19 protein-coding genes are annotated in these 20,923 nt (G+C 43.8%); all 19 read left to right on the top strand.

Translation table 11 applies throughout. The features are described 5' to 3' along the window. The first annotated feature begins 317 nt into the window (after window positions 1-317). The 19 genes from aspS (at window position 318) to ACED42_RS12460 (ending at window position 20,865) form a co-directional block, all read left to right on the top strand. The gene (gene aspS / locus ACED42_RS12550) at window positions 318-2,096 is read left to right on the top strand and encodes an aspartate--tRNA ligase (protein ID WP_371702757.1); all 1,779 of its coding nucleotides are present in this window, start codon (window positions 318-320) and stop codon (window positions 2,094-2,096) included. Window positions 2,097-2,265: 169 nt separating this feature from the next. Beyond that, window positions 2,266-2,787, top strand: coding sequence for a crossover junction endodeoxyribonuclease RuvC (gene ruvC / locus ACED42_RS12545; RefSeq protein WP_009846369.1), 522 nt, complete (start codon window positions 2,266-2,268; stop codon window positions 2,785-2,787). Window positions 2,788-2,981: 194 nt separating this feature from the next. Beyond that, window positions 2,982-4,442, top strand: coding sequence for a methyl-accepting chemotaxis protein (locus ACED42_RS12540; protein ID WP_371702755.1), 1,461 nt, complete (start codon window positions 2,982-2,984; stop codon window positions 4,440-4,442). Between the two features lie 92 nt (window positions 4,443-4,534). After that, window positions 4,535-5,146, top strand: a complete 612-nt coding sequence (gene ruvA, locus ACED42_RS12535; RefSeq protein ID WP_017076435.1) for a Holliday junction branch migration protein RuvA — start codon at window positions 4,535-4,537, stop codon at window positions 5,144-5,146. A 103-nt stretch (window positions 5,147-5,249) separates the two neighbouring features. Beyond that, a complete protein-coding gene (gene ruvB / locus ACED42_RS12530; RefSeq protein ID WP_009846372.1) occupies window positions 5,250-6,266 on the top strand; it encodes a Holliday junction branch migration DNA helicase RuvB in 1,017 nt (338 codons plus the stop codon). 553 nt (window positions 6,267-6,819) lie between these two features. Further along, window positions 6,820-8,406, top strand: a complete 1,587-nt coding sequence (gene cydA / locus ACED42_RS12525; protein ID WP_009846373.1) for a cytochrome ubiquinol oxidase subunit I — start codon at window positions 6,820-6,822, stop codon at window positions 8,404-8,406. Window positions 8,407-8,419: 13 nt separating this feature from the next. Beyond that, a complete protein-coding gene (gene cydB, locus ACED42_RS12520; RefSeq protein WP_009846374.1) occupies window positions 8,420-9,556 on the top strand; it encodes a cytochrome d ubiquinol oxidase subunit II in 1,137 nt (378 codons plus the stop codon). Window positions 9,557-9,587: 31 nt separating this feature from the next. Then, complete coding sequence (gene cydX, locus ACED42_RS12515; protein ID WP_000270284.1) at window positions 9,588-9,695, top strand: cytochrome bd-I oxidase subunit CydX; 108 nt, start codon at window positions 9,588-9,590, stop codon at window positions 9,693-9,695. Continuing rightward, window positions 9,688-9,990, top strand: coding sequence for a cyd operon protein YbgE (ybgE, locus tag ACED42_RS12510; RefSeq protein WP_009846375.1), 303 nt, complete (start codon window positions 9,688-9,690; stop codon window positions 9,988-9,990). Before cydX ends, ybgE begins: the two co-directional genes overlap by 8 nt. A 172-nt stretch (window positions 9,991-10,162) precedes the next feature. After that, on the top strand, window positions 10,163-10,600 hold the full coding sequence (gene ybgC / locus ACED42_RS12505; protein WP_017104273.1) for a tol-pal system-associated acyl-CoA thioesterase: 438 nt from the start codon (window positions 10,163-10,165) through the stop codon (window positions 10,598-10,600). Further along, complete coding sequence (tolQ, locus tag ACED42_RS12500) at window positions 10,590-11,273, top strand: protein TolQ (protein ID WP_009846377.1); 684 nt, start codon at window positions 10,590-10,592, stop codon at window positions 11,271-11,273. Before ybgC ends, tolQ begins: the two co-directional genes overlap by 11 nt. A gap of 3 nt (window positions 11,274-11,276) precedes the next feature. Beyond that, window positions 11,277-11,720, top strand: a complete 444-nt coding sequence (gene tolR, locus ACED42_RS12495) for a protein TolR (RefSeq protein ID WP_004736481.1) — start codon at window positions 11,277-11,279, stop codon at window positions 11,718-11,720. Window positions 11,721-11,733: 13 nt separating this feature from the next. Next, window positions 11,734-12,801, top strand: a complete 1,068-nt coding sequence (gene tolA / locus ACED42_RS12490; RefSeq protein WP_371702752.1) for a cell envelope integrity protein TolA — start codon at window positions 11,734-11,736, stop codon at window positions 12,799-12,801. Window positions 12,802-12,818: 17 nt separating this feature from the next. Further along, the gene (gene tolB / locus ACED42_RS12485; protein ID WP_371694393.1) at window positions 12,819-14,174 is read left to right on the top strand and encodes a Tol-Pal system beta propeller repeat protein TolB; all 1,356 of its coding nucleotides are present in this window, start codon (window positions 12,819-12,821) and stop codon (window positions 14,172-14,174) included. 111 nt (window positions 14,175-14,285) lie between these two features. Then, entirely contained in the window at window positions 14,286-14,828 is a 543-nt protein-coding gene (gene pal, locus ACED42_RS12480; RefSeq protein WP_009846381.1) for a peptidoglycan-associated lipoprotein Pal, read from the top strand. 33 nt (window positions 14,829-14,861) lie between these two features. After that, the gene (ybgF, locus tag ACED42_RS12475; RefSeq protein WP_009846383.1) at window positions 14,862-15,644 is read left to right on the top strand and encodes a tol-pal system protein YbgF; all 783 of its coding nucleotides are present in this window, start codon (window positions 14,862-14,864) and stop codon (window positions 15,642-15,644) included. 209 nt (window positions 15,645-15,853) lie between these two features. Then, a complete protein-coding gene (gene nadA / locus ACED42_RS12470; RefSeq protein WP_009846384.1) occupies window positions 15,854-16,915 on the top strand; it encodes a quinolinate synthase NadA in 1,062 nt (353 codons plus the stop codon). A gap of 905 nt (window positions 16,916-17,820) precedes the next feature. After that, window positions 17,821-19,881, top strand: coding sequence for a TonB-dependent receptor (locus tag ACED42_RS12465; protein ID WP_371702751.1), 2,061 nt, complete (start codon window positions 17,821-17,823; stop codon window positions 19,879-19,881). Window positions 19,882-20,049: 168 nt separating this feature from the next. Beyond that, the gene (locus ACED42_RS12460; protein ID WP_012603634.1) at window positions 20,050-20,865 is read left to right on the top strand and encodes a siderophore-interacting protein; all 816 of its coding nucleotides are present in this window, start codon (window positions 20,050-20,052) and stop codon (window positions 20,863-20,865) included. The last annotated feature ends 58 nt before the right edge of the window (window positions 20,866-20,923 follow it).

Here is a 20,923-nt window from a genome sequence, read left to right as displayed (position 1 = left end):
TCGCCGCGATTAAAACGCTTTTATCTCGAACAAAATTTAACCACGAAAGGTCAACGCGCCCTAAAATCTACTTTACGAGAGTTTTGCTGATTAAGGTACTTTCGAGATATAATTATCGCAATTCTTTCGGTTTTGATGAATCTTTGCGCACTTGATGGGCTAAAAAGCAGCAAAGCCAGATAAAACACAATAAATTCGAATGTGGAAGGTCGATTTTAAGCGAGTTTCCGCGTATAAATGTTCCTTTGCTCTGTTGTGTGGAATGACCACTGACAGCTTGGAAATTAGTAAATAATTAAGAGATTGGGAAATTCATTATGCGTACCCATTACTGTGGTAACCTGAACAAGTCCCTGGCGGGACAAACTGTAGAATTGTGCGGCTGGGTAAACCGTCGCCGTGATTTAGGCGGTCTTATCTTTATCGATATGCGAGATCGTGAAGGCGTCGTTCAGGTTGTTGTCGATCCAGATATGAAAGATATCTTTCCGATCGCTAACCAACTGCGTAATGAATTCTGTATCAAGTTTACTGGTGAAGTACGCGTTCGTCCGAACAGCCAAGTAAATAAAGATATGGCGACGGGTGAAGTTGAGCTTTACGCAACTGGCCTTGAGATCATCAACCGTTCAGAAGCGCTTCCACTAGACTTCAACCAAACGAACTCTGAAGAGCAGCGTCTTAAGTACCGTTACATCGATCTTCGTCGTCCAGAAATGAGCGACCGTATCAAGCTTCGTGCGCGTGCTTCTAGCTTCGTTCGTCGTTTCTTAGACGAGAACCTATTCCTAGACATCGAAACGCCAGTACTAACGAAAGCGACACCTGAAGGCGCTCGTGACTACCTAGTACCAAGCCGTGTTCACAAAGGTAGCTTCTACGCACTTCCTCAATCTCCTCAGCTGTTCAAGCAACTGCTGATGATGTCAGGTTTTGACCGTTACTACCAAATCGTTAAATGTTTCCGTGATGAAGATTTACGTGCTGACCGTCAGCCTGAATTTACTCAAATCGATATCGAAACATCTTTCATGACTTCTCAAGAAGTGCGTAACGTGACTGAGAAGCTTGTTCACGATATGTGGAAAGAACTTCTAGATGTTGAACTAGGTCAATTCCCAGTAATGCCTTTCTCTGAAGCGATTCGTCGTTTCGGTTCTGATAAGCCAGATCTACGTAACCCACTAGAGCTAGTGGACGTTGCTGATTTGGTTAAAGACGTTGAGTTCAAAGTATTCTCTGGCCCAGCTAACGACGAAAAAGGTCGCGTAGCGGTTATCCGTGTTCCAGGTGGTGCTAAGCTAACTCGTAAGCAAATTGACGGTTACGCTGAACACGTAAACATCTACGGCGCGAAAGGCCTAGCTTGGATGAAGGTTAACGACCGTGCTGCAGGCATGGAAGGTATTCAATCTCCAGTTGCTAAATTCCTAAGCGAAGACGTAATCAACGGTATTCTAGAACGCACTCAAGCTGAATCTGGCGATATCATTCTGTTTGGCGCAGACAAAGCGGGCATCGTTGCTGAAGCAATGGGCGCACTTCGTCTTAAACTAGGTACTGATCTAGAGCTAACAGACACATCTGCATGGGCTCCACTGTGGGTTGTTGACTTCCCAATGTTCGAAGAAGACGGCGAAGGTAACCTACACGCAATGCACCACCCATTCACATCGCCACTAGGTGTGAACGCGGAAGAGCTAAAAGCGAACCCAGCAGCAGCAAACTCTGATGCATACGACATGGTAATCAACGGCTACGAAGTAGGCGGTGGTTCGGTACGTATTCATAGCGCAGAAATGCAAACGGCTGTATTCGGTATCTTAGGTATTGAAGCTAAAGAGCAACAAGAGAAGTTCGGCTTCCTACTTGAAGCACTTAAGTACGGTACGCCACCACACGCAGGTCTAGCATTCGGTCTTGACCGTCTAGCTATGCTTCTTTGTGGTACAGAGAACATCCGTGATGTTATCGCATTCCCGAAAACAACAGCTGCAGCATGTCTACTAACAGACGCGCCAAGCCTAGCAAACCCAGCATCACTGGAAGAGCTAGCAATCGCTGTTAAATTGGCAGAGAAGAAAGAGCAAGCGTAAGCCAGTTATCTTTCTCGTTGATGAAGAGATCCTAGTTGATAGAGAGCTCTTAATTAATTAGTCAAGATTTGTGAGTAAATTAGAAAATGCCCGTTAATTTGACGGGCATTTTTTTTTGCGTTCGATATACTAAGCTGAAAAGCATGTATAAATAATCAGTATTGAAGTTATGTCTATTATCTTAGGGATTGACCCTGGCTCTCGCATTACCGGCTATGGCGTGATTCGTCAAAATGGTCGCCATCTATATTACTTAGGTAGTGGTTGTATTCGTACTTCCGAAAAAGAACTGCCAGGTCGACTAAAACAGATTTACGCTGGCGTGAGCGAAATCATCACTCAGTTCCAACCGGATGTGTTTGCGATCGAGCAGGTTTTCATGTCGAAGAACGCTGACTCTGCACTTAAGCTTGGACAAGCTCGAGGTAGCGCGATTGTGGCAGCGGTGAATGCAGATTTACCTGTTCATGAATATGCGGCTCGTTTGATCAAACAAGCGGTGACAGGTAATGGTGGCGCTGATAAGTCGATGGTTCAGAACATGGTGATGAGCATGCTCAAGCTACCTGCCAAACCCCAGGCTGATGCTGCCGATGCTCTCGGCGTAGCGATCACTCACGCTAACACCAATAAAACCTTGGTTGCACTGGCAGGTAAAGCGACAGGTGCGAGAAAAGGACGCTACCGTTAATCCCCCTATCGCTTTCTAGAAGTTTTCTTTCGATGAGCCTTACGCCCCGTTTGGCTCATATCAAAACAATACGCACCTAAATCCTTGATGAAATGAGATCTTTCGAACAGAACCCAGATAATAACATTGCGTATCATTTAACATGTTATTAACATTGGTCGGAGGTCTTATAAGTTAATCAAGGATGATCACTGATGAACCCAATCAAGCTGTGGCGCGCGCTGTTTCTACCTAAAAGCAATGGCTGGAGTAACAACGAAGTCAGACAAGCCGATATCTTATTACTCTTCACTTTTATCGCATTCTTCGTGGGTGTCTATAGCTTAATCAAGTGGACTAAGCACGAAGAGCAACTTCTGATCGCCACATCTGTATTTCTTATCGTATTCGAACTGATCTCTGCACTGCTACTTCGTGTGACGAGTAAGCCGAGCCTTGCACTTAACTTTGGTTTTGTCGGCATGGCGGTACACGCGTTGAACATCATTTATCAAAGTGGTGGGGTTGTGGCTTCCACTCAAGCTTATTGGGTGCCTTTGTTAGTGGTCGCTTTTTTCTTGTCAGGAACACGAATTGTGGCTTTGGTGTGGAGTGGACTGGTTATCGGCGTTTCATTAGTGATGACCTCAGCACATCTCAATGGATTTGCATTTCCTCTACTTGAGCTAACCCCCGATGCGGTAGTGGTAGAAACTTGGTCTGGTGTGATTATGCCGCTGGTGGTGATCTGCATTGCCCAAGCCTTTACCGCTAAGCAAAAAGAGGTGGCGATCGAAATGGCAGAGGATGCGATTTCAGAAAGCCAACACGTTGCCAACCAAGCGACGCAAAGTGAAGGTCGGCTCTCTATCGTGCTCGACCAAGCCAATTCGAATTCAGAGAGCCTACAAGGTGTTTCGGTTCATTTAGATCAGCAGTCACAAGACTTGCATGCTCAAGTCGAAGTGTTGAATGTCAATTGTGAATCTCAAGCGAGCGCTGCAGAAGAGATGAGCCAACAACTCCATCAAATGACTCAAGGCATCGAAGAATCCAATTCATTTGTGGGTGAACTGAAAGACCGTAGCGAAGCGGTTGGCACAAAAGCGCAAAAGAGCTCAGAGTCGCTAGAAGCGTCAACCAGTGCAATCAGTCAGATCATTCAAAGTAATCAAGAGATAATGAAAGTCGCTGATTTAATCACTTCGGTTGCTGAGCAAACCAATCTATTAGCACTCAACGCGGCAATCGAAGCGGCTCGTGCTGGTGAGCAAGGACGAGGGTTTGCTGTCGTCGCTGATCAAGTGCGAGAATTATCGGCGAAAAGCAGTCATTCCGCGATAGAGATTCGAACTTTGTTAGACCGAAATAAAGAGGAAGTGGAGCATGGTAGAGCAATCATTGAAACCACGGCCAATGAAATGAACGGGATTATCTCCGAGGTGCAAACCATGTCAACAGATGTTAATCAGCTCACCAATATTATGGCAATGCAGATGAATTCGTTAAAAGAGCTCGCTCTCGCGAGTTCAGAGGTGGCGCAGAGTGTTGCAGAAACTAAATCGGTGTCAGGCTTAGTCGCTAATTATGGTTCTGAGCTAACAGGTCATGTGACTTCGGTTAAAGAATTGGTCGCGAGCTTGAACAGCGTGGTCTCGCAAGCCAAACAAGCCTAAATTATTCACTTCAAAAAACACAAAGAACTGGATAAGTATCCAGTTCTTTTATATTCTGTCCCTCAAATTAAATTCCATCAAGAGAGTGAATTGTGATCGGACGTCTCCGCGGTACATTAATAGAAAAACAGCCACCAGAGTTATTGATTGAAGTCAGTGGTGTTGGTTATGAAGTTCAAATGCCAATGAGCTGTTTTTATGAGTTACCAAACGTAGGCGAAGAGGCAATTATCTACACTCATTTTGTGGTACGTGAAGATGCTCAGCTACTTTATGGTTTTAACACGGTTAAAGAGCGTGCCTTGTTCCGTGAAGTGATTAAAGCTAATGGTGTCGGCCCTAAACTTGGTCTTGGGATTCTTTCAGGCATGACCGCTAGCCAATTCGTTCAGAGCGTTGAACGAGAAGATATCTCTACGCTGGTTAAACTGCCGGGTGTTGGTAAGAAAACGGCAGAACGCCTTGTTGTTGAAATGAAAGACCGCCTGAAAGGGTGGGGCGCAGGTGATCTGTTTACACCTGCAACAGATGCAGCGCCAATGGACTCTATGCCAACGGTGCACGACGCGGAAGAAGAAGCGGTAAGTGCGCTACTTGCATTAGGCTATAAACCAACTCAAGCCTCTAAAGTTGTTGCTCAAGTGGCTAAAGATGGCATGACAAGTGAACAATTGATTCGCGAAGCACTAAAGTCGATGGTTTAATACCTCATATACTTGTTCTACAAAATAGACTCATTCACTTTGCCTTTACACAGAATCAAGAAGCGCAGAGTCAACAAGAGCATAGTTAGGAATAGCAGAATTTATGATTGAAGCCGATCGCCTTATTGCACCGGACAACCCAGTATTCAAAGATGAAGATGTCATTGATCGTGCAATACGCCCTAAAGCACTGGCTGACTATCAAGGTCAGGATCACGTCCGTGGTCAGATGGAAATTTTCATCAAAGCAGCACAAATGCGTAATGAGGCGCTCGATCATCTGTTGATATTTGGTCCTCCAGGCTTGGGCAAAACTACATTGGCAAACATTGTTGCTAATGAAATGGATGTGAACATTCGTACCACTTCAGGACCTGTATTGGAAAAAGCAGGTGACTTGGCGGCATTGCTGACCAACCTTGAAGAAAATGATGTTCTATTCATTGATGAGATCCACCGCCTTAGTCCTGTGGTTGAAGAGGTTCTGTATCCGGCAATGGAAGATTACCAATTAGATATCATGATTGGTGAAGGCCCAGCGGCACGTTCTATCAAGATCGACCTTCCTCCTTTCACTTTGATTGGCGCAACCACTCGTGCTGGTTCACTGACATCGCCGTTGCGTGACCGTTTCGGTATTACTCAGCGTCTTGAGTACTATAAAGTTGAAGATTTACAAAACATCGTTCAACGAAGTGCTGATTGTCTTGGTCTTTCTATGGAATCGCAAGGGGCGTTAGAAGTTGCTCGTCGAGCTCGTGGTACGCCACGTATTGCTAACCGTTTACTGCGCCGTGTTCGTGACTATGCGGAAGTGAAAGGCGATGGACATATTTGCCCAGAGGTTGCTGATAAAGCGCTAAACATGTTGGATGTCGATGCTAAAGGTTTCGACTACATGGATAGGAAGCTTTTGCTTGCGATTATGGAGAAGTTTGGTGGTGGGCCGGTTGGTATAGACAACATGGCTGCGGCGATTGGTGAAGAAAGAGATACCATTGAAGATGTGTTAGAACCTTACTTGATTCAACAAGGTTATCTACAAAGAACGCCAAGAGGTCGAATCGCGACCGACAGAGCGTATTTACACTTCGGCATCGATAAACCATCTAATCGTTAATTTATTCATTTTTAAAGATCCCAGTTGCATAAGCGCTGGGATTTTTTGCTTTCTATTGAATAACAACTCTTTGAGCGAGTCGATAAAAAAAGCTGAATAGCCCCCTCAAAAATGAAAACTTTGATTTCGCGTTTGAATTGAGTAACAAAAAGTGACATAAGCTGTTATGTTTTTTTGTTAATACTTTATGGGTAGTTGTAATTCATATGTTGATGCAGTGCTGAGCTTTTGTCACAGATATCATATGCTGCTATTAATAGAGACATAATTGGTGTGATTTTAATCATAACTGTTCAAAAATAACTCTAATTTGCTTGAATAAAATTGATACAAATCAACGCAAGGTTCTCCTATAAACCTTTTGAAACATACTGATTTTACCAGTAATATTAGCGTCAGCTATATTAGCTCATGCTTAACAATAATCTAACTATAACGGTACGTTTTTACTACAAATTTCAATTTGTAATAACAATCTCACGAATTGTTTTAACACGGATTTTTGCGGTGAATAATCACACAAGTGTCATTCAGCCGACACAAAGGAGTTACCATGATTGATGTTGTTGATCTGTCGCGATTGCAATTTGCATTTACAGCGATGTATCACTTCCTATTTGTTCCACTGACTTTAGGTATGGCATTTCTACTTGCCATTATGGAGTCAGTTTATGTAATGACTGGCAAGCAAATTTACAAGGACATGACTAAGTTCTGGGGTAAATTGTTTGGTATTAACTTTGCTCTTGGTGTAGCGACAGGCTTAACCATGGAGTTCCAGTTCGGTACTAACTGGTCTTACTATTCTCACTATGTTGGCGACATCTTTGGTGCTCCGCTGGCTATCGAAGCGCTTGTTGCATTCTTCCTAGAGTCTACTTTTGTTGGTCTTTTCTTCTTCGGTTGGGACAGATTGTCGAAGCGTCAGCACTTAGCGGTAACGTGGTTAGTAGCTCTTGGCTCTAACTTCTCAGCGCTTTGGATCTTGGTAGCTAACGGCTGGATGCAAAACCCAGTGGGTGCAGAATTTAACTTTGAAACTATGCGTATGGAAATGGTGAGCTTCGCTGAAGTTGTACTAAACCCAGTAGCACAGGTTAAATTCGTACACACAGTAGCGTCTGGTTACACAACGGGTGCAATGTTCATCCTTGGTATCAGCTCATACTACATTCTTAAAGGTCGTGACCTTGCCTTTGCTCGTCGCTCTTTTGCGATTGCAGCATCTTTCGGTATGGCGGCAATCTTGTCAGTAATCGTGCTAGGTGATGAATCTGGTTACGAGCTTGGTGAAGTTCAAAAAGTGAAGCTAGCAGCTATTGAAGCTGAATGGCACACTGAAGAAGCACCGGCCGCGTTCACTGTATTTGGTGTTCCAAACCAAGAAACCATGCACACAGACTACGCAATTAAGATCCCTTACGTTATGGGTATTATTGCAACACGTTCTTTTGATACAGAAGTAACAGGACTACGTGACTTGCGCGACGATCACGTTGATCGTATTCGTACCGGTATGTATGCGTATGAGTTGCTTGAAAAGCTACGTGGTGGTGACCGTTCAGAAGAGAACAAAGCGGCATTTGATGAAGTAAAAGGTGACCTAGGTTACGGTCTGCTTCTTAAGCGCTACACAGACGATGTTGTTGATGCAACAGAAGACCAAATCCAAATGGCTGCGGATGATTCTATCCCAACAGTTTGGCCTCTATTCTGGTCGTTCCGTCTGATGGTTGCTTGTGGCTTCATCATGCTGTTTGTATTCGGTGCGGCGTTTGTTCAAACGTGTCGTCAGAAGATCGAACAGAAACCATGGGTACTTAAAGCGGCGCTATTCTCAATTCCACTACCTTGGATTGCGATTGAAGCAGGTTGGTTTGTTGCTGAATTTGGTCGTCAACCATGGGCGGTGGGTGAAATCCTGCCGGTTAACGTTGCTGCATCAGCACTGACTATTGAACAGCTTTGGACTTCTCTATTTGCAATTCTTGCACTGTACACAGTGTTCTTAATTGCTGAAGTTTACCTAATGCTGAAATTCGCACGTAAAGGTCCAAGTAGCTTAAAGACAGGCCGTTACCACTTTGAACAAAACGATAACTCTGTTGAAGACAAAGTTAGCCGTTCAGTCGAAGTATAAGTGAGGGAATATTATGTTTGATTACGAAAGCTTACGACTTATTTGGTGGGTATTGATCGGTGTTCTACTGGTTGGTTTCGCCGTAACTGACGGCTTTGATATGGGTGTTGCTGCTCTGTCTCCTGTTATCGGTAAGAGCGACACTGAACGTCGTATTATGCTAAACACGATTGCCCCTCACTGGGATGGCAACCAAGTATGGCTAATTACGGCGGGTGGTGCATTGTTCGCTGCATGGCCATTGGTTTACGCAACGTCGTTTTCTGGTTTCTACTTTGCAATGTACGTTACGCTAGCAGCACTTTGGCTACGTCCACTTGCTCTTGATTACCGTTCAAAGATTGAAGAGCCAAAATGGCGTAAGGCATGGGACTACGCACTTTGCTTTAGTGGCACAGTTCCGCCAATCATCTTTGGTGTAGCATTTGGTAACTTACTGCAAGGTGTTCCATTCGAACTGAACTACCTGATGATGTCTAAGTATCATGGTACGTTTTTCGCTCTGCTAAACCCGTTTGCATTACTATGTGGCGTGTTGGCTCTGATGTTGTTCGTGATGCAAGGTGCAACATGGCTTCAAATGAAGACAACAGAAGAACTGCACAGCCGCGCACGTAACGTTGCTCAGATCACTGGCCTAATTGCTATTGCTCTGTTCGTTATCGGTGGTTTCTGGGTTCAATCTATCGAAGGCTATGTAATTACAAGCACGATAGACACGTTTGCTGATTCAAACCCACTAAATAAAGAAGTATCACTTCAAGTTGGTGCTTGGATGACAAACTTCGAAACGTATCCAGCAATGTGGGCTGCGCCGATTCTTGGTGTAGTAATGCCACTACTTGCTGTGATTGCATCTCGCTTTGAGCGTGGTGGTTTCGCATTCTTGTTCTCAAGCCTATCTAACGCTGGTGTTATTCTAACGGCTGGTTTTGCAATGTTCCCATTCGTAATGCCATCAAGCCTGAACCCTAACCATAGTTTGACTATGTGGGATTCAACAGCAAGTGAGCTAACGCTTGGTCTTATGACTGGAGTTGCGGCGGTAATGGTTCCTGTGATTCTTGGCTACACAACGTGGACATACTACAAAATGTTCGGTCGTCTAGATAAGAAACACATCGAAGATAACGACGTTTCAGCTTACTAAGCTAGAAGTTAAATAACTTAGGAGAAATTTTATGTGGTATTTCGCATGGATTTTGGGTGTACTTCTAGCATGTGCATTCGGCATCATCAATGCTCTATGGTTAGAGCATTCAGAAATGATGGATAAAGACAGTGAGTAATCTCGCAGAGCAAATCGCTAAACTGCATCAACCAATGGATAAGACTCTGTTAAGAGCTTTATCTCTAGTATTGGGGTTCATGCATGTAGGTTTAGTGATGTGGGAACCTGAAGCGTATGCGACAAGCATCGGTGGCTTTAACGCGATCATCGGGCCAATGTTCATTTGGGCAGCATGTTCAAGCATGGTTTACGGTATCGGATTTAAGCCGAGAGCTTGGATGTGGCAACTACTGTTCAGCCCATACGTTTCACTCACAATTTTGCTCTACCTAACGGTGCTGCGCCTTTTATAAAAGGCAAAGGATTTAGGTTCATAACGACGTGAACCTTTATACTTGTTGGGTTTTTAGCCAAAAAGAGGTCATCTTATACAGATGGCCTTTTTTTTCGTCTCTTAAATCAAAAAATTCACAGCGATATACTATTAATGATAAGGAGTTAGGTTATAGTGAGATCTTTATCGTTTTGAATTGTGGTATCAAATTGCAGGGATTATCTAAGCCATTTACGTGGCCAGTGACAGTGTATTACGAAGACACCGATGCAGGTGGTGTTGTATACCATTCAAACTATCTTAAGTTTTTCGAACGCGCTCGAACTGAGATGTTGCGCTCAATTGGCGTCTCTCAGCAAGTCTTGTTAGAACAAAATATCGGTTTTGTAGTCCGACATATGGACATCGATTTTATTCAAGGTGCGCGCCTTGATGATTCTTTACAAGTCATTACAAATATTTACGAGTTGAAGCGAGCTACCTTAGTCTTCTGTCAAGAGATCGTAAATCCTGATGGCAAAGCATTGTGTAAAGCAATGGTTAAGGTAGCATGTATCGACAATCAAAAAATGAAACCCAAAGCAATGCCAACATTTATTCTCACGGAGCTAACGAATAGTGACTGCTGAAATCTCAATCTTAGGCCTAATTTTAGAAGCTAGCTTACTAGTTAAGATGGTCATGCTAATTCTCATGGGCATGTCTGTTGTTTCTTGGGCGATGATCATCAAACGAAGCAAAGTATTATCTCAAGCTACTAAACAAACTGACGTGTTTGAAGATAAGTTCTGGTCTGGTGTTGATCTCGCTAAATTGTATCAGGAGAGTAATAAGCGCAAAGACGAACTCTCTGGTACTGAAGAGATTTTCTACGCCGGCTTCACAGAGTTTGCTCGCCTTCGAAAATCAAATGCAGCGTCTCCAGACTTCATAATGGAAGGCACAGGTCGTGCAATGCGTGTTGCGGTTGCCCGCGAAGTTGATGAACTGGAAACTAACTTACCTTTTTTGGCGACTGTCGGTTCTATCAGCCCATACATCGGCCTATTTGGTACGGTTTGGGGCATCATGCACTCATTCATCGCATTAGGTGAAGTGAAGCAAGCGACATTAGCAATGGTTGCTCCTGGTATTGCAGAAGCACTGATCGCGACAGCAATGGGTCTATTCGCTGCGATTCCAGCAGTAATGGCGTACAACCGCTTCAGCAGCCGAGTAGGCAAGCTAGAGCACAACTACGCGACTTTCTCTGAAGAGTTTCACAGTATTCTTCACCGTCAAGCGATGGCTGGCAGGGAATAATAGATGGCCGGATACCAACCTAAAAAACGCAAAATGACAGCAGAGATTAACGTTGTACCTTACATCGACGTTATGCTTGTTTTGCTGATCATTTTTATGGTGACTTCGCCATTCGTTACTCAAGGCGTAGATGTTGAATTGCCTAAGGCTTCAACGGCTCAGTCTGCACAAGATCTATTGGGTGACGACAATGCGAGCTTTATTATCGTTGAAGTGAACAAAGACGGTGAGCTTGGTTTGAGTGTGAACAACGAAGAAGTACAGCGTGGTTTATCGATGGAAGACATTATCGTCCGAGTGAAAGCTGAGCTGTCTCTTAAGCCAAACTCTCCAGTGGCTGTTGGTGGTGATGCCGCAACGCCTTACGCTGAAGTGGTTTTATTACTTGATGAATTAAGCCGTGCAGGTGTGCCAAAGGTTGGCCTATTAACGGATATAAGGGAATAGCTCCGTAGCATTCATGAAAGCGAATAATAAGAAATCCAATAATTTTAGATCACCGCTTCTTATCTCTCTTGGGCTGCACGTCATCTTATTCGTTGCGCTTATTTGGGGGGCGGATTTCACGATGTCGGAACCAAAGCCTACAGGGCAGATGGTTCAAGCCGTGGTGATTGATCCTCAGTTGGTTCGCCAGCAAGCTCAACAGATTCGTCAACAAAGAGAAGCGGCGAGCAAAAAAGAGCAAGAGCGTTTAGATAAACTAAGACGTGAAAGCGAACGACTTGAAAAAAATCGTAAAGCTGAAGAAGAGAACATTCGAAAGCTGAAAGAAAAGCAAGCCAAAGAAGCCAAAGCGGCTCGCGACGCGGAAAAGCGTCGAGTTGAAAATGAAAAGCAACGTAAAGTTGAAGAGGCTCGCTTAAAACAAGAGAAAAAGAAAGCCGCTAAAGCAGAAGCTGATCGTAAGTTGAAAGAAGCCGCGGTTGTGAAAGCAGAAAAAGAACGCAAGGCAAAAGAAGCGGCCATTGCTAAAGCTGAACAAGAACGCGTGGCGAAAGAAAAAGCCGCGAAAGAGGCCGCTGAAAAAGCTCGTAAAGAAAAAGAAGCCGCTGAGCGTGCTGAGAAACAACGTATAGCGAAAGAAAAAGAAGCGGCAGCCGCAGCAGAAAAAGCCCGTAAAGCGAAAGAAGCTGCAGCAAGAGCGGAGAAAGAGCGTAAACAGCAAGAAGCGGCATTGAACGATATCTTTGCTGGACTGGAGACTGAACAAAGCAATAACAACACTGCTTTGAACCAGCATTTAGAAGATGAAAAGGCTCGATATATATCAATTTATCAACAAACAGTACAACGAAACCTCTTGATGGAAGACTCCTTCCGTGGTCAAGAGTGTGTTCTTAACATTCAATTGACACCAACTGGTGGTAATAAAGCTGTAGTGAGAAGGGTTTCGGTAGTTAGCGGAAATCGCCAGCTTTGCTCAGCAGCACAGGCTGCTACAGTTAAAGCGAGAGAGTTCGATTTTCCACAAGACTCATCATTACAACAAATATTCCGAGATTTTGACTTTCGGTTCATCCCATAATGAGAAATGGATAACTTATGCTTAAAGGTAACTTTTTCAAGAGCCTGTTTGTTATGGCATGTATTTTTTCTAGCTCTGCTTTTGCAAAATTAGAAATTGTTATTACAGACGGTATTAACTCTGCACGACCTATCGCTATTGTCCCTTTCCGTTGGGAAGGCGCAGGACCATTGCCGCACGATGTATCAGCGGTTATCGCTTCTGACTTGCAACGCAGTGGTAAATTCAGCCCAGTTGCGACAAGTAAAATGCCTCAAACGCCTTACAGCGAAACCGAGGTGAATTTTGATGCTTGGACTAACCTAGGTGTTGATTCACTGCTAACCGGTAGCATCACTAAAAATGCCGAAGGGCAGTATGTGGTGAACTACCAACTGATCGACATTGTCCGTGGTCAACTGACTAAAGGGCAAAGCCGTGCACTCAGCGATGAAGGCCAATTAGTACTTTCTAAAGATCATGTGCTGTTCAACAAGAAAGCGACAGTGCCTGGTAAACGCTTGAGAGAGTACGCACACCGAATCTCTGATTTAGTGTATGAAGAGCTAACGGGTGAGAAAGGGGCGTTTCTAACGCGTATTTCTTACGTAGTTGTGAACGACAAAGACAAATACCCGTACCAGCTTCGTGTTGCTGACTACGATGGCTTTAACGAGCGTTTGGTGCTTCGTTCTAAGCAACCTCTTATGTCACCAGCATGGTCGCCAGACGGTAAGAAGCTTGCGTATGTGAGTTTCCAAAATGGCCAAGCTGAAATATTCATAATGAATATTTACACGGGTGAGCGCGAGAAAGTGACGTCATACCCTCGTCATAATGGTGCGCCAAGATTCTCGCCAGATGGTAAAACATTGGCGTTGGTATTGTCGAAAACAGGCAGTCTTCAGGTGTACACACTCGACCTTGCTAGCCGTAAGCTGACTCAAATTACCCGCGGTCGTTCTAACAATACTGAACCATTCTGGCACCCAGATGGCAAGTCTCTAATTTTCACATCTGATCGTGGTGGTAAACCACAGATTTATAATGTAAATTTGTCAAATAATTCGACATCTCGTATTACTTGGCAAGGTAGCCAAAACTTAGGTGGCCAGATCACCCCTGACGGACGATTCCTGATTATGGTTAATCGTAGCAATTCGGGTTTTAACTTGGCTAAACAAGATTTGGAAACCGGTGCGGTTCAGGTGCTAACAAAAACATTGTTAGATGAATCTCCAAGTATTGCACCGAATGGAGGTATGGTTATCTATAGCTCTATTTACAATAAAACAAACGTACTATCGATGGTTTCTATCGACGGTCGTTTTAAGGCTAGATTACCGGCAACGAACGGACGCGTAAGAGCGCCTTCGTGGTCACCGTTTCTCTAGTTGATTTGATACATTCTTTTAGCTATTGATAGTGTTAACTATTGTGGCATTTAACTATCTATAGCACTTAGTCGCTGTAGAAACTAAGTTTGATAACGTAAGGAAAAAAAGATGCAACTTAACAAAGTTCTTAAAGGCTTGATGATTGCACTACCAGTGATGGCAGTAACGGCATGTAGCTCAACTGATGAAGCAACTTCTGCAACATCTGGCACAGAAAGCAACCAAACAACTTCAGGTTCAGAAGGCAACGTAGATACAACTGTTGTAACGCCAATTGACGCTAACGGTCAACTGTCTGAGCAAGAGCTTAAAGAGCAAGCGCTACGCGAAACTCAAACAATCTACTTCGCATTCGATAACTCTACTATCGCTGGCGACTACGAAGAAATGCTTGCAGCTCACGCAGCATACCTAGTTAAGAACGTTGATATGAACGTTACTGTTGAAGGTCATGCTGATGAGCGCGGTACTCCTGAGTACAACATCGCACTTGGTGAGCGTCGTGCACAAGCTGTAGCGAAATACCTACAAGCTCTAGGTGTTCAAGCAGACCAAATCTCTATCGTAAGCTACGGTGAAGAGAAGCCACTTCTTCTAGGTCAATCTGAAGACGTGTACGCTAAAAACCGTCGTGCAGTACTAGTTTACTAATTTCAGTAGGCTATATAATTGAGGAATTGCCTCATGTTCAGTAACACAAAGCGAGTCATTTTGCTTTCGTTACTGGCAAGTGCAGCGAACACTACGTTCGCTGCACCAGCTCCAGTATCCGATCTCAATAGCACCGCAACAAATTCATCATCTTCCTCTCGATCAGCATCTAACGAATCAGATATTGAGCGTTTAGAGCGCTTGCTTCAAAATCGTAATCTCGTTCAGCTTCAAATGCAGCAGCAAATCGACGATATGTCACTGGAGATCAGTGAACTTCGTGGTGAGTTGGAGCGAAACAGCTACGATATGAAACAAATGCTCGAGCGCCAACGTGAATTGTTCATTGAACTGGATCGTGTGAGAGGCGAGGTGAAAGCAGCAGGAACAGCAACGGTAGCAGTAGCAGCGAGCGAAGGCTCTAAGGATGCTTCTGGTACGTTCAGTACTGATGTTGATGAGCAAACCGCTTATCAAAATGCTGTAGATATGATTCTAAAGCAACGAGACTACACGGGTGCGATTGCAGCATTCCAAAAGTTTCAAAAAGACTTCCCAGACTCGACCTTCACGCCTAACACCCATTATTGGTTAGGTCAGCTTTATTTCGCTAAAAAGCAAGATAAGGAAGCTGTGAAGAGCTTTGCCGCTGTTGTGTCATACAAAGACTCTAACAAGCGCTCTGATGCTCTGGTTAAGCTTGGTGACATAGCTACGCGTAACAACAACGCGACGCAAGCTAAGAAATATTACCAGCAAGTTGTAACCGAGTATCCAAACAGTGCTTCGGCTAAAGTGGCTAAAACCCACTTGTAAACAAAATAGGGGTGCTCAGGTACCTCTTTTTTATATCTGATCACTTTCGTTTTGTGTCTACTTCTCTTCTTTGTAATGTCAACGCATCGCTTTGTTTATGCGTTTTAAGCATTAGTTAGTCATCGCTTGAAACCAATCCTTTTTGATCCCAATCGCTGTCCTGTGTAGAATACTCTAATTCTCGGAAGAAGTTGCGTAGAGCAAGAGCAATGAGTCATATACTAGATAAAATCGATACAGTTTACCCGTTTCCGCCTAAGCCAGTTCCACTGAGCGACGCTCAGAAGCAGGCCCACATCGCAAACATCAAAACACTACTTCAAGAAAAAGATGCAGTTCTAATTGCACACTACTACACAGATCCTGAAATTCAGGCCCTGGCTGAAGCAACTGGTGGTTTTGTTGGCGATTCATTAGAAATGGCTAAGTTTGGTAACCGCCATTCTGCAAGCACTTTGATCATCGCTGGCGTTCGTTTTATGGGGGAGTCAGCAAAGATTCTTACACCTGAAAAACGCATTCTAATGCCAACACTAGAAGCTGAATGTTCTCTTGATCTTGGCTGTCCTGCAGACAAATTTACAGAATTTTGTGATGCTCACCCTGACCATACAGTGGTTGTATACGCGAATACCTCTGCGGCTGTTAAGGCTCGTGCAGACTGGGTAGTTACGTCGAGCATCGCTTTAGAAATCGTTGAAAGCCTAGACGCTGAAGGCAAACCCATTATTTGGGGCCCAGATCGTCACCTAGGTTCTTACATCGCAAATCAAACTGGCGCTGACATGTTGCTTTGGCAAGGTGAATGTATTGTTCATGACGAGTTCTCAGCTGATGCTTTGAAGAAAATGAAATCAGTATACCCAGAAGCGGCTATTTTGGTTCACCCAGAATCACCAGCAAGCGTGGTTGAACTGGCTGACGCTGTTGGTTCAACAAGTCAACTGATCAAGAAAGCAAAAGAGCTGCCTCATCCACAGATGATTGTCGCGACAGACAAAGGTATCTTCTTCAAAATGCAGCAACTGGTTCCTGAAAAAGAGCTGATTGAAGCGCCGACAGCAGGTGCCGGTGCAACTTGTCGAAGCTGCGCGCATTGCCCTTGGATGGCAATGAACGGCCTTGAAGCGATTGAAAATGCGCTTGAGAATGGTGGCGAGCAACACGAGATCTTCGTTTCTGACGAACTGCGCGTGAAGTCCCTTATCCCATTGAACCGCATGCTAGATTTTGCTGAGCAGCTTAACGTGCAAGTGAAAGGCAACGCTTAATCTAATGACGTGAGGTTATAAATAATCCAATATTTATAACTCTGCAGTCTTTATAATGTGGTGCATTTGTCATCATTAAAAAACCAGCCGCAGTGCTGGTTTTTTTGTATCTGAATATTAGCCTCTATCTAGTCTGACTAGTAGCTGCTGTTTGCATTAGATATGTACCAATCGTAGCAAATACCACTATTAGTAATAGCTATCAGTTAATAAGTCCTGATTTTTATGGACATGGTAAGTCTGAGACAGAGTGTTCACGAGCCAGTATCAGCGAGATGGTCAGTCCGCACGAGCGCTTTAGCAGGAGAGCAATATTCGATTATTGGTGTCAGTGATAGCGGAATTGCAGGCTACCGCTTAACTATTCAAGAGATGAGTAGGATTACGTACTCAGCCTGCTAATCATTTGCTCAAGTACCTCTCTAAAGCTCTTAACTCTGTCTCAGATTAACTCTACATAAGCTTAATACTGTCTTATTTTTAATTTTTCTTCCCTTCTTCATGAATAGGGCGTCTCGTTAGGTGCTCGAACCATCAAAAATCAGAATTCTCAATTCAAGTTAATTAATGCCAGTGATAATTATTATCAATATTAAATGAGAATGCTTTACATTTAAATGTGCAACCGATAAGGTACGGTTGAAAATTCGTCAGGTCATTGAAAGGGAAATCATTTTTCAATTTATTCGTTGAGTGACTTAGGGCTTGTTCAATGTGACGGTTTTCAGTCGGAATTTTGGCTCATGTATTAAAGCAGTGGTCAATAAGGAGCTAAGGAAGTACAGCTTATACTCATTTTGAGTTGTTGCGTTTTCAACACCTTTTGAATGTCTTCCCTAGTTTTCATTATAAATGCCGTTACATGAGCCCACCTAAAGTTAATGCTTAATCAAGGAGAATTTTAAATGACAGCATTACGCCCCGCGACAGTGAATGAGCTAGGAAATAGCAGATTCAAATTTCGCACCTTATCTGCAATCATCATGGGACTTAGTGTAAGTGGTCAAGCTTTTGCAGCGACAAACAATAATAATGAAACTACCATTAACGAAGACAAAACTACTTTTGAAGTTACCGTGTATGGCGAAAAAATAGAACGTTCGATTTATGATACAGGCTCAAGCGTGCATGTGTATGATGAAGATCGTATCGCGAGTACTCCAGGCGCATCTGAGGTCGACGATCTGCTGCAGTTAACACCAAACATTGTGGATTCAGGGCAGGGTAATAACCTACCATCGATTCGTGGTGTTGATGGTTCTGGACCTTCTATTGGCGGGTTGGCTGCTTTTGGTGGCTCCGTGCCAAGGTTGAACCTTTCAATTGATGGACGTTCACTCAGCTATTCTGAAGTTGCGTTTGGCCCTCGTTCTTTATGGGATATGCAGCAAGCGGAAATTTATCTTGGACCGCAAAGCTACGTTCAAGGCCGAAATGCATCTGCGGGTGCTATCGTTTTAAAATCTAATGACCCGACTTACGATTTTGAGAGCAAAGTAAAGGCTGCTATTGGTCAGCAAGACTATTCTCAAACCGCAGCGGTTATCTCGGCGCCAATACTAGAAGATCAACTGGCCTTCAGATTGAGTGTTGATCAACAAAAACGCAGTAGTTACGCAGACCTTACTGCTTATGAACCAGTCGGTGACCCTAATCGCATTGAAATGACGACAGCTCGTGGTAAATTTTTGCTAGAGCCAGCAGGCCTTCCTGGGTTCAAAACCACGTTAACGATTGCCCATATGGATACTGTGGGACCTCAATCTGAATCTCAACAAACAAAGATCAATAGAGCTGTTTACGAAACTCAGTCAACAAGCGGCATTTGGGATGTATCTTATGACATCTCAGATACGTTAGTGTTTGAAAATAATTTGATCTACACCGATCGCACTTACGACCGAATCACTGACCCTGCAGGCAGAAAGCAGGATTTCAAATCCAAAGGTAATGAGTTCCAAATAGAGCCTTTGGTTCGATTTGATTCCCTTAGCGAAGATCTCTCTGGTTTGTTTGGTTTACGCTACTTCAAATCTGAAGATGACGATGTATTTGAACAGACTGGGTCATCTATACCAATGGAAGGCAAAAACCGTGCTATGTCGGCATTCGCTGAAGTGACGTACTTGGTGATGCCGAGCATCGAAGTTGTAGCGGCAGGGCGATTCGAACGCGAAAGCAAAAAACGCTATGTTGCCCCGGGTCGTTTTGGCTTAGATTATGATGAAACATCAAATGTATTCCTTCCCAAGCTTGAAGTTGCCTATAAGCCTGAATCAGACCAAACCGTGGGTATCCGAGCAGCTAAGGGCTTTAACTCTGGAGGTGGCGGCGTTGGCTTCAATAACAAAACGTGGGCATTTTCTTCATATACGTACGAAGACGAATACGTTTGGAACTATGAATTCTTCACTCGCCATAGTCTGCTAGATAATGAACTTGAGTTAACAACTAACGTCTTCTACAACGACTACGATAATTTCCAAGTTCTGGAGACTTCATCAAAAGGTGATGTGAAAGTTGATAATGTTGATGAAGCATATACCTACGGTGCAGAACTAGGAAGCCGTTGGTTAACGACATCAAACCTAGAACTATTGGCTTCACTTGGTTTGTTGAAAACAAGTTACAAAGATCATGCTAATAGCTCAAAAGAACTCGCTCGAGCCCCTTCTTTGACGGCAAGCTTCGGTGCTTTATACATGTTTGCTGAGAATTTCGAATTGAGTGGTAATGCGAATTACACTGGAGATTACTTCAGTGACGTTGAAAACTCAGCTAACCAGAGTATTGATGCTTACTGGGTTGCAAATGCACAAGTTGCCTATGTGTTTACTAACGGACGTATGTCTTTATTCGCTACAAACTTGTTTGATTCTGAAAAAGAAACATTCAATTTTGGTGGAGACGATATTACGAAGCAAGCACCTCGCCAAATTGGTGGTTCAGTAGAATTGTACTTCTAATCGGTTAGATATAAGAAAACGCCTTGCTCAAAACAAGGCGTTTATTTTGAAATCATTAGCATGGAAAGTGGCGAAGACCCTATGAGTAAAACTCTGAACATTAGGAGAGGCTCCCACCAAAGTCATGCTTTCCCCTCAATACTGTAGATCTCTTTAAGAGGAAAATTGATGAGCGATCAACCAGTGCGTTTACATCCGATGTTGTTGGACTTTGTTCGTAAGGAGAAGATCTCAAAGCATCTACTGCGAGTAACTGTTACGGGCGACTCTTTAAAAGGGTTCCCTGAAGATCAAAATGGTACACACATAAAAGTGTTTTTCCCCAATAGAGCTAGTGGGATATTGCAGTTACCTTACCGAGAAGGTGAAACTGTGATTTGGCCTGAGCATAAACCCGTGCCCCGAGCCTATACCGTAAGAAAGTATCGAGCTGATGTGAATGAGCTTGATATCGATTTCGTGATCCACGGAACCGATTCTCCCGGCGGCGGGTGGGCAATTAAAGCAGAACAAGGTTTCCAAATTGGCCTTGTAGGTCCTGCTGGGCCTGACCCATTACTTGAACCCGCAGATTGGCATATTATAGCGGGAGACTTAACAGCAGTACCAGCCATTAGTGCGATTTTGGAGAGCCTTCCCTCTGACACTCAAGGCTATGTATTTATCGAGATAGAGGATGCCGCAGATAAGCATGATATTCAGCATCCGCAAGGTCTGGTTCTGAAGTGGCTAATTAGAGACGAAAATAGCGATCAATCTCTATTGAGCGAAGCTATTTCCGGCTTAATTGCACCGAATGGATCTCACTCGCTTTCGGCTTTCATTGCGGGTGAAAATGAAAGCGTGATTGCGTGTCGTAAAGCGCTTAAACAAGAGTACAAGCTGTCTAAAAAAGATATGTATGCGATTCCTTACTGGAAACGAGGTAAGGATGAAGAAGCGTACCATGATGAACGTCATGAAGTTATGGATGAAGAGTACTAATCAGCTTTATTGAAGTTATTCGATAGATGTTTCAGCCATGATTTTTCTGATTTAGTAG

Origin of the sequence: Vibrio sp. FF145 (assembly GCF_041439075.1) — a bacterium.
In the GTDB taxonomy this organism is placed as follows: domain Bacteria; phylum Pseudomonadota; class Gammaproteobacteria; order Enterobacterales; family Vibrionaceae; genus Vibrio; species Vibrio tasmaniensis_A.
The sequence above is the reverse complement of the archived record's forward strand: the minus strand, read 5'-3'. Positions and strand labels throughout refer to the sequence as shown.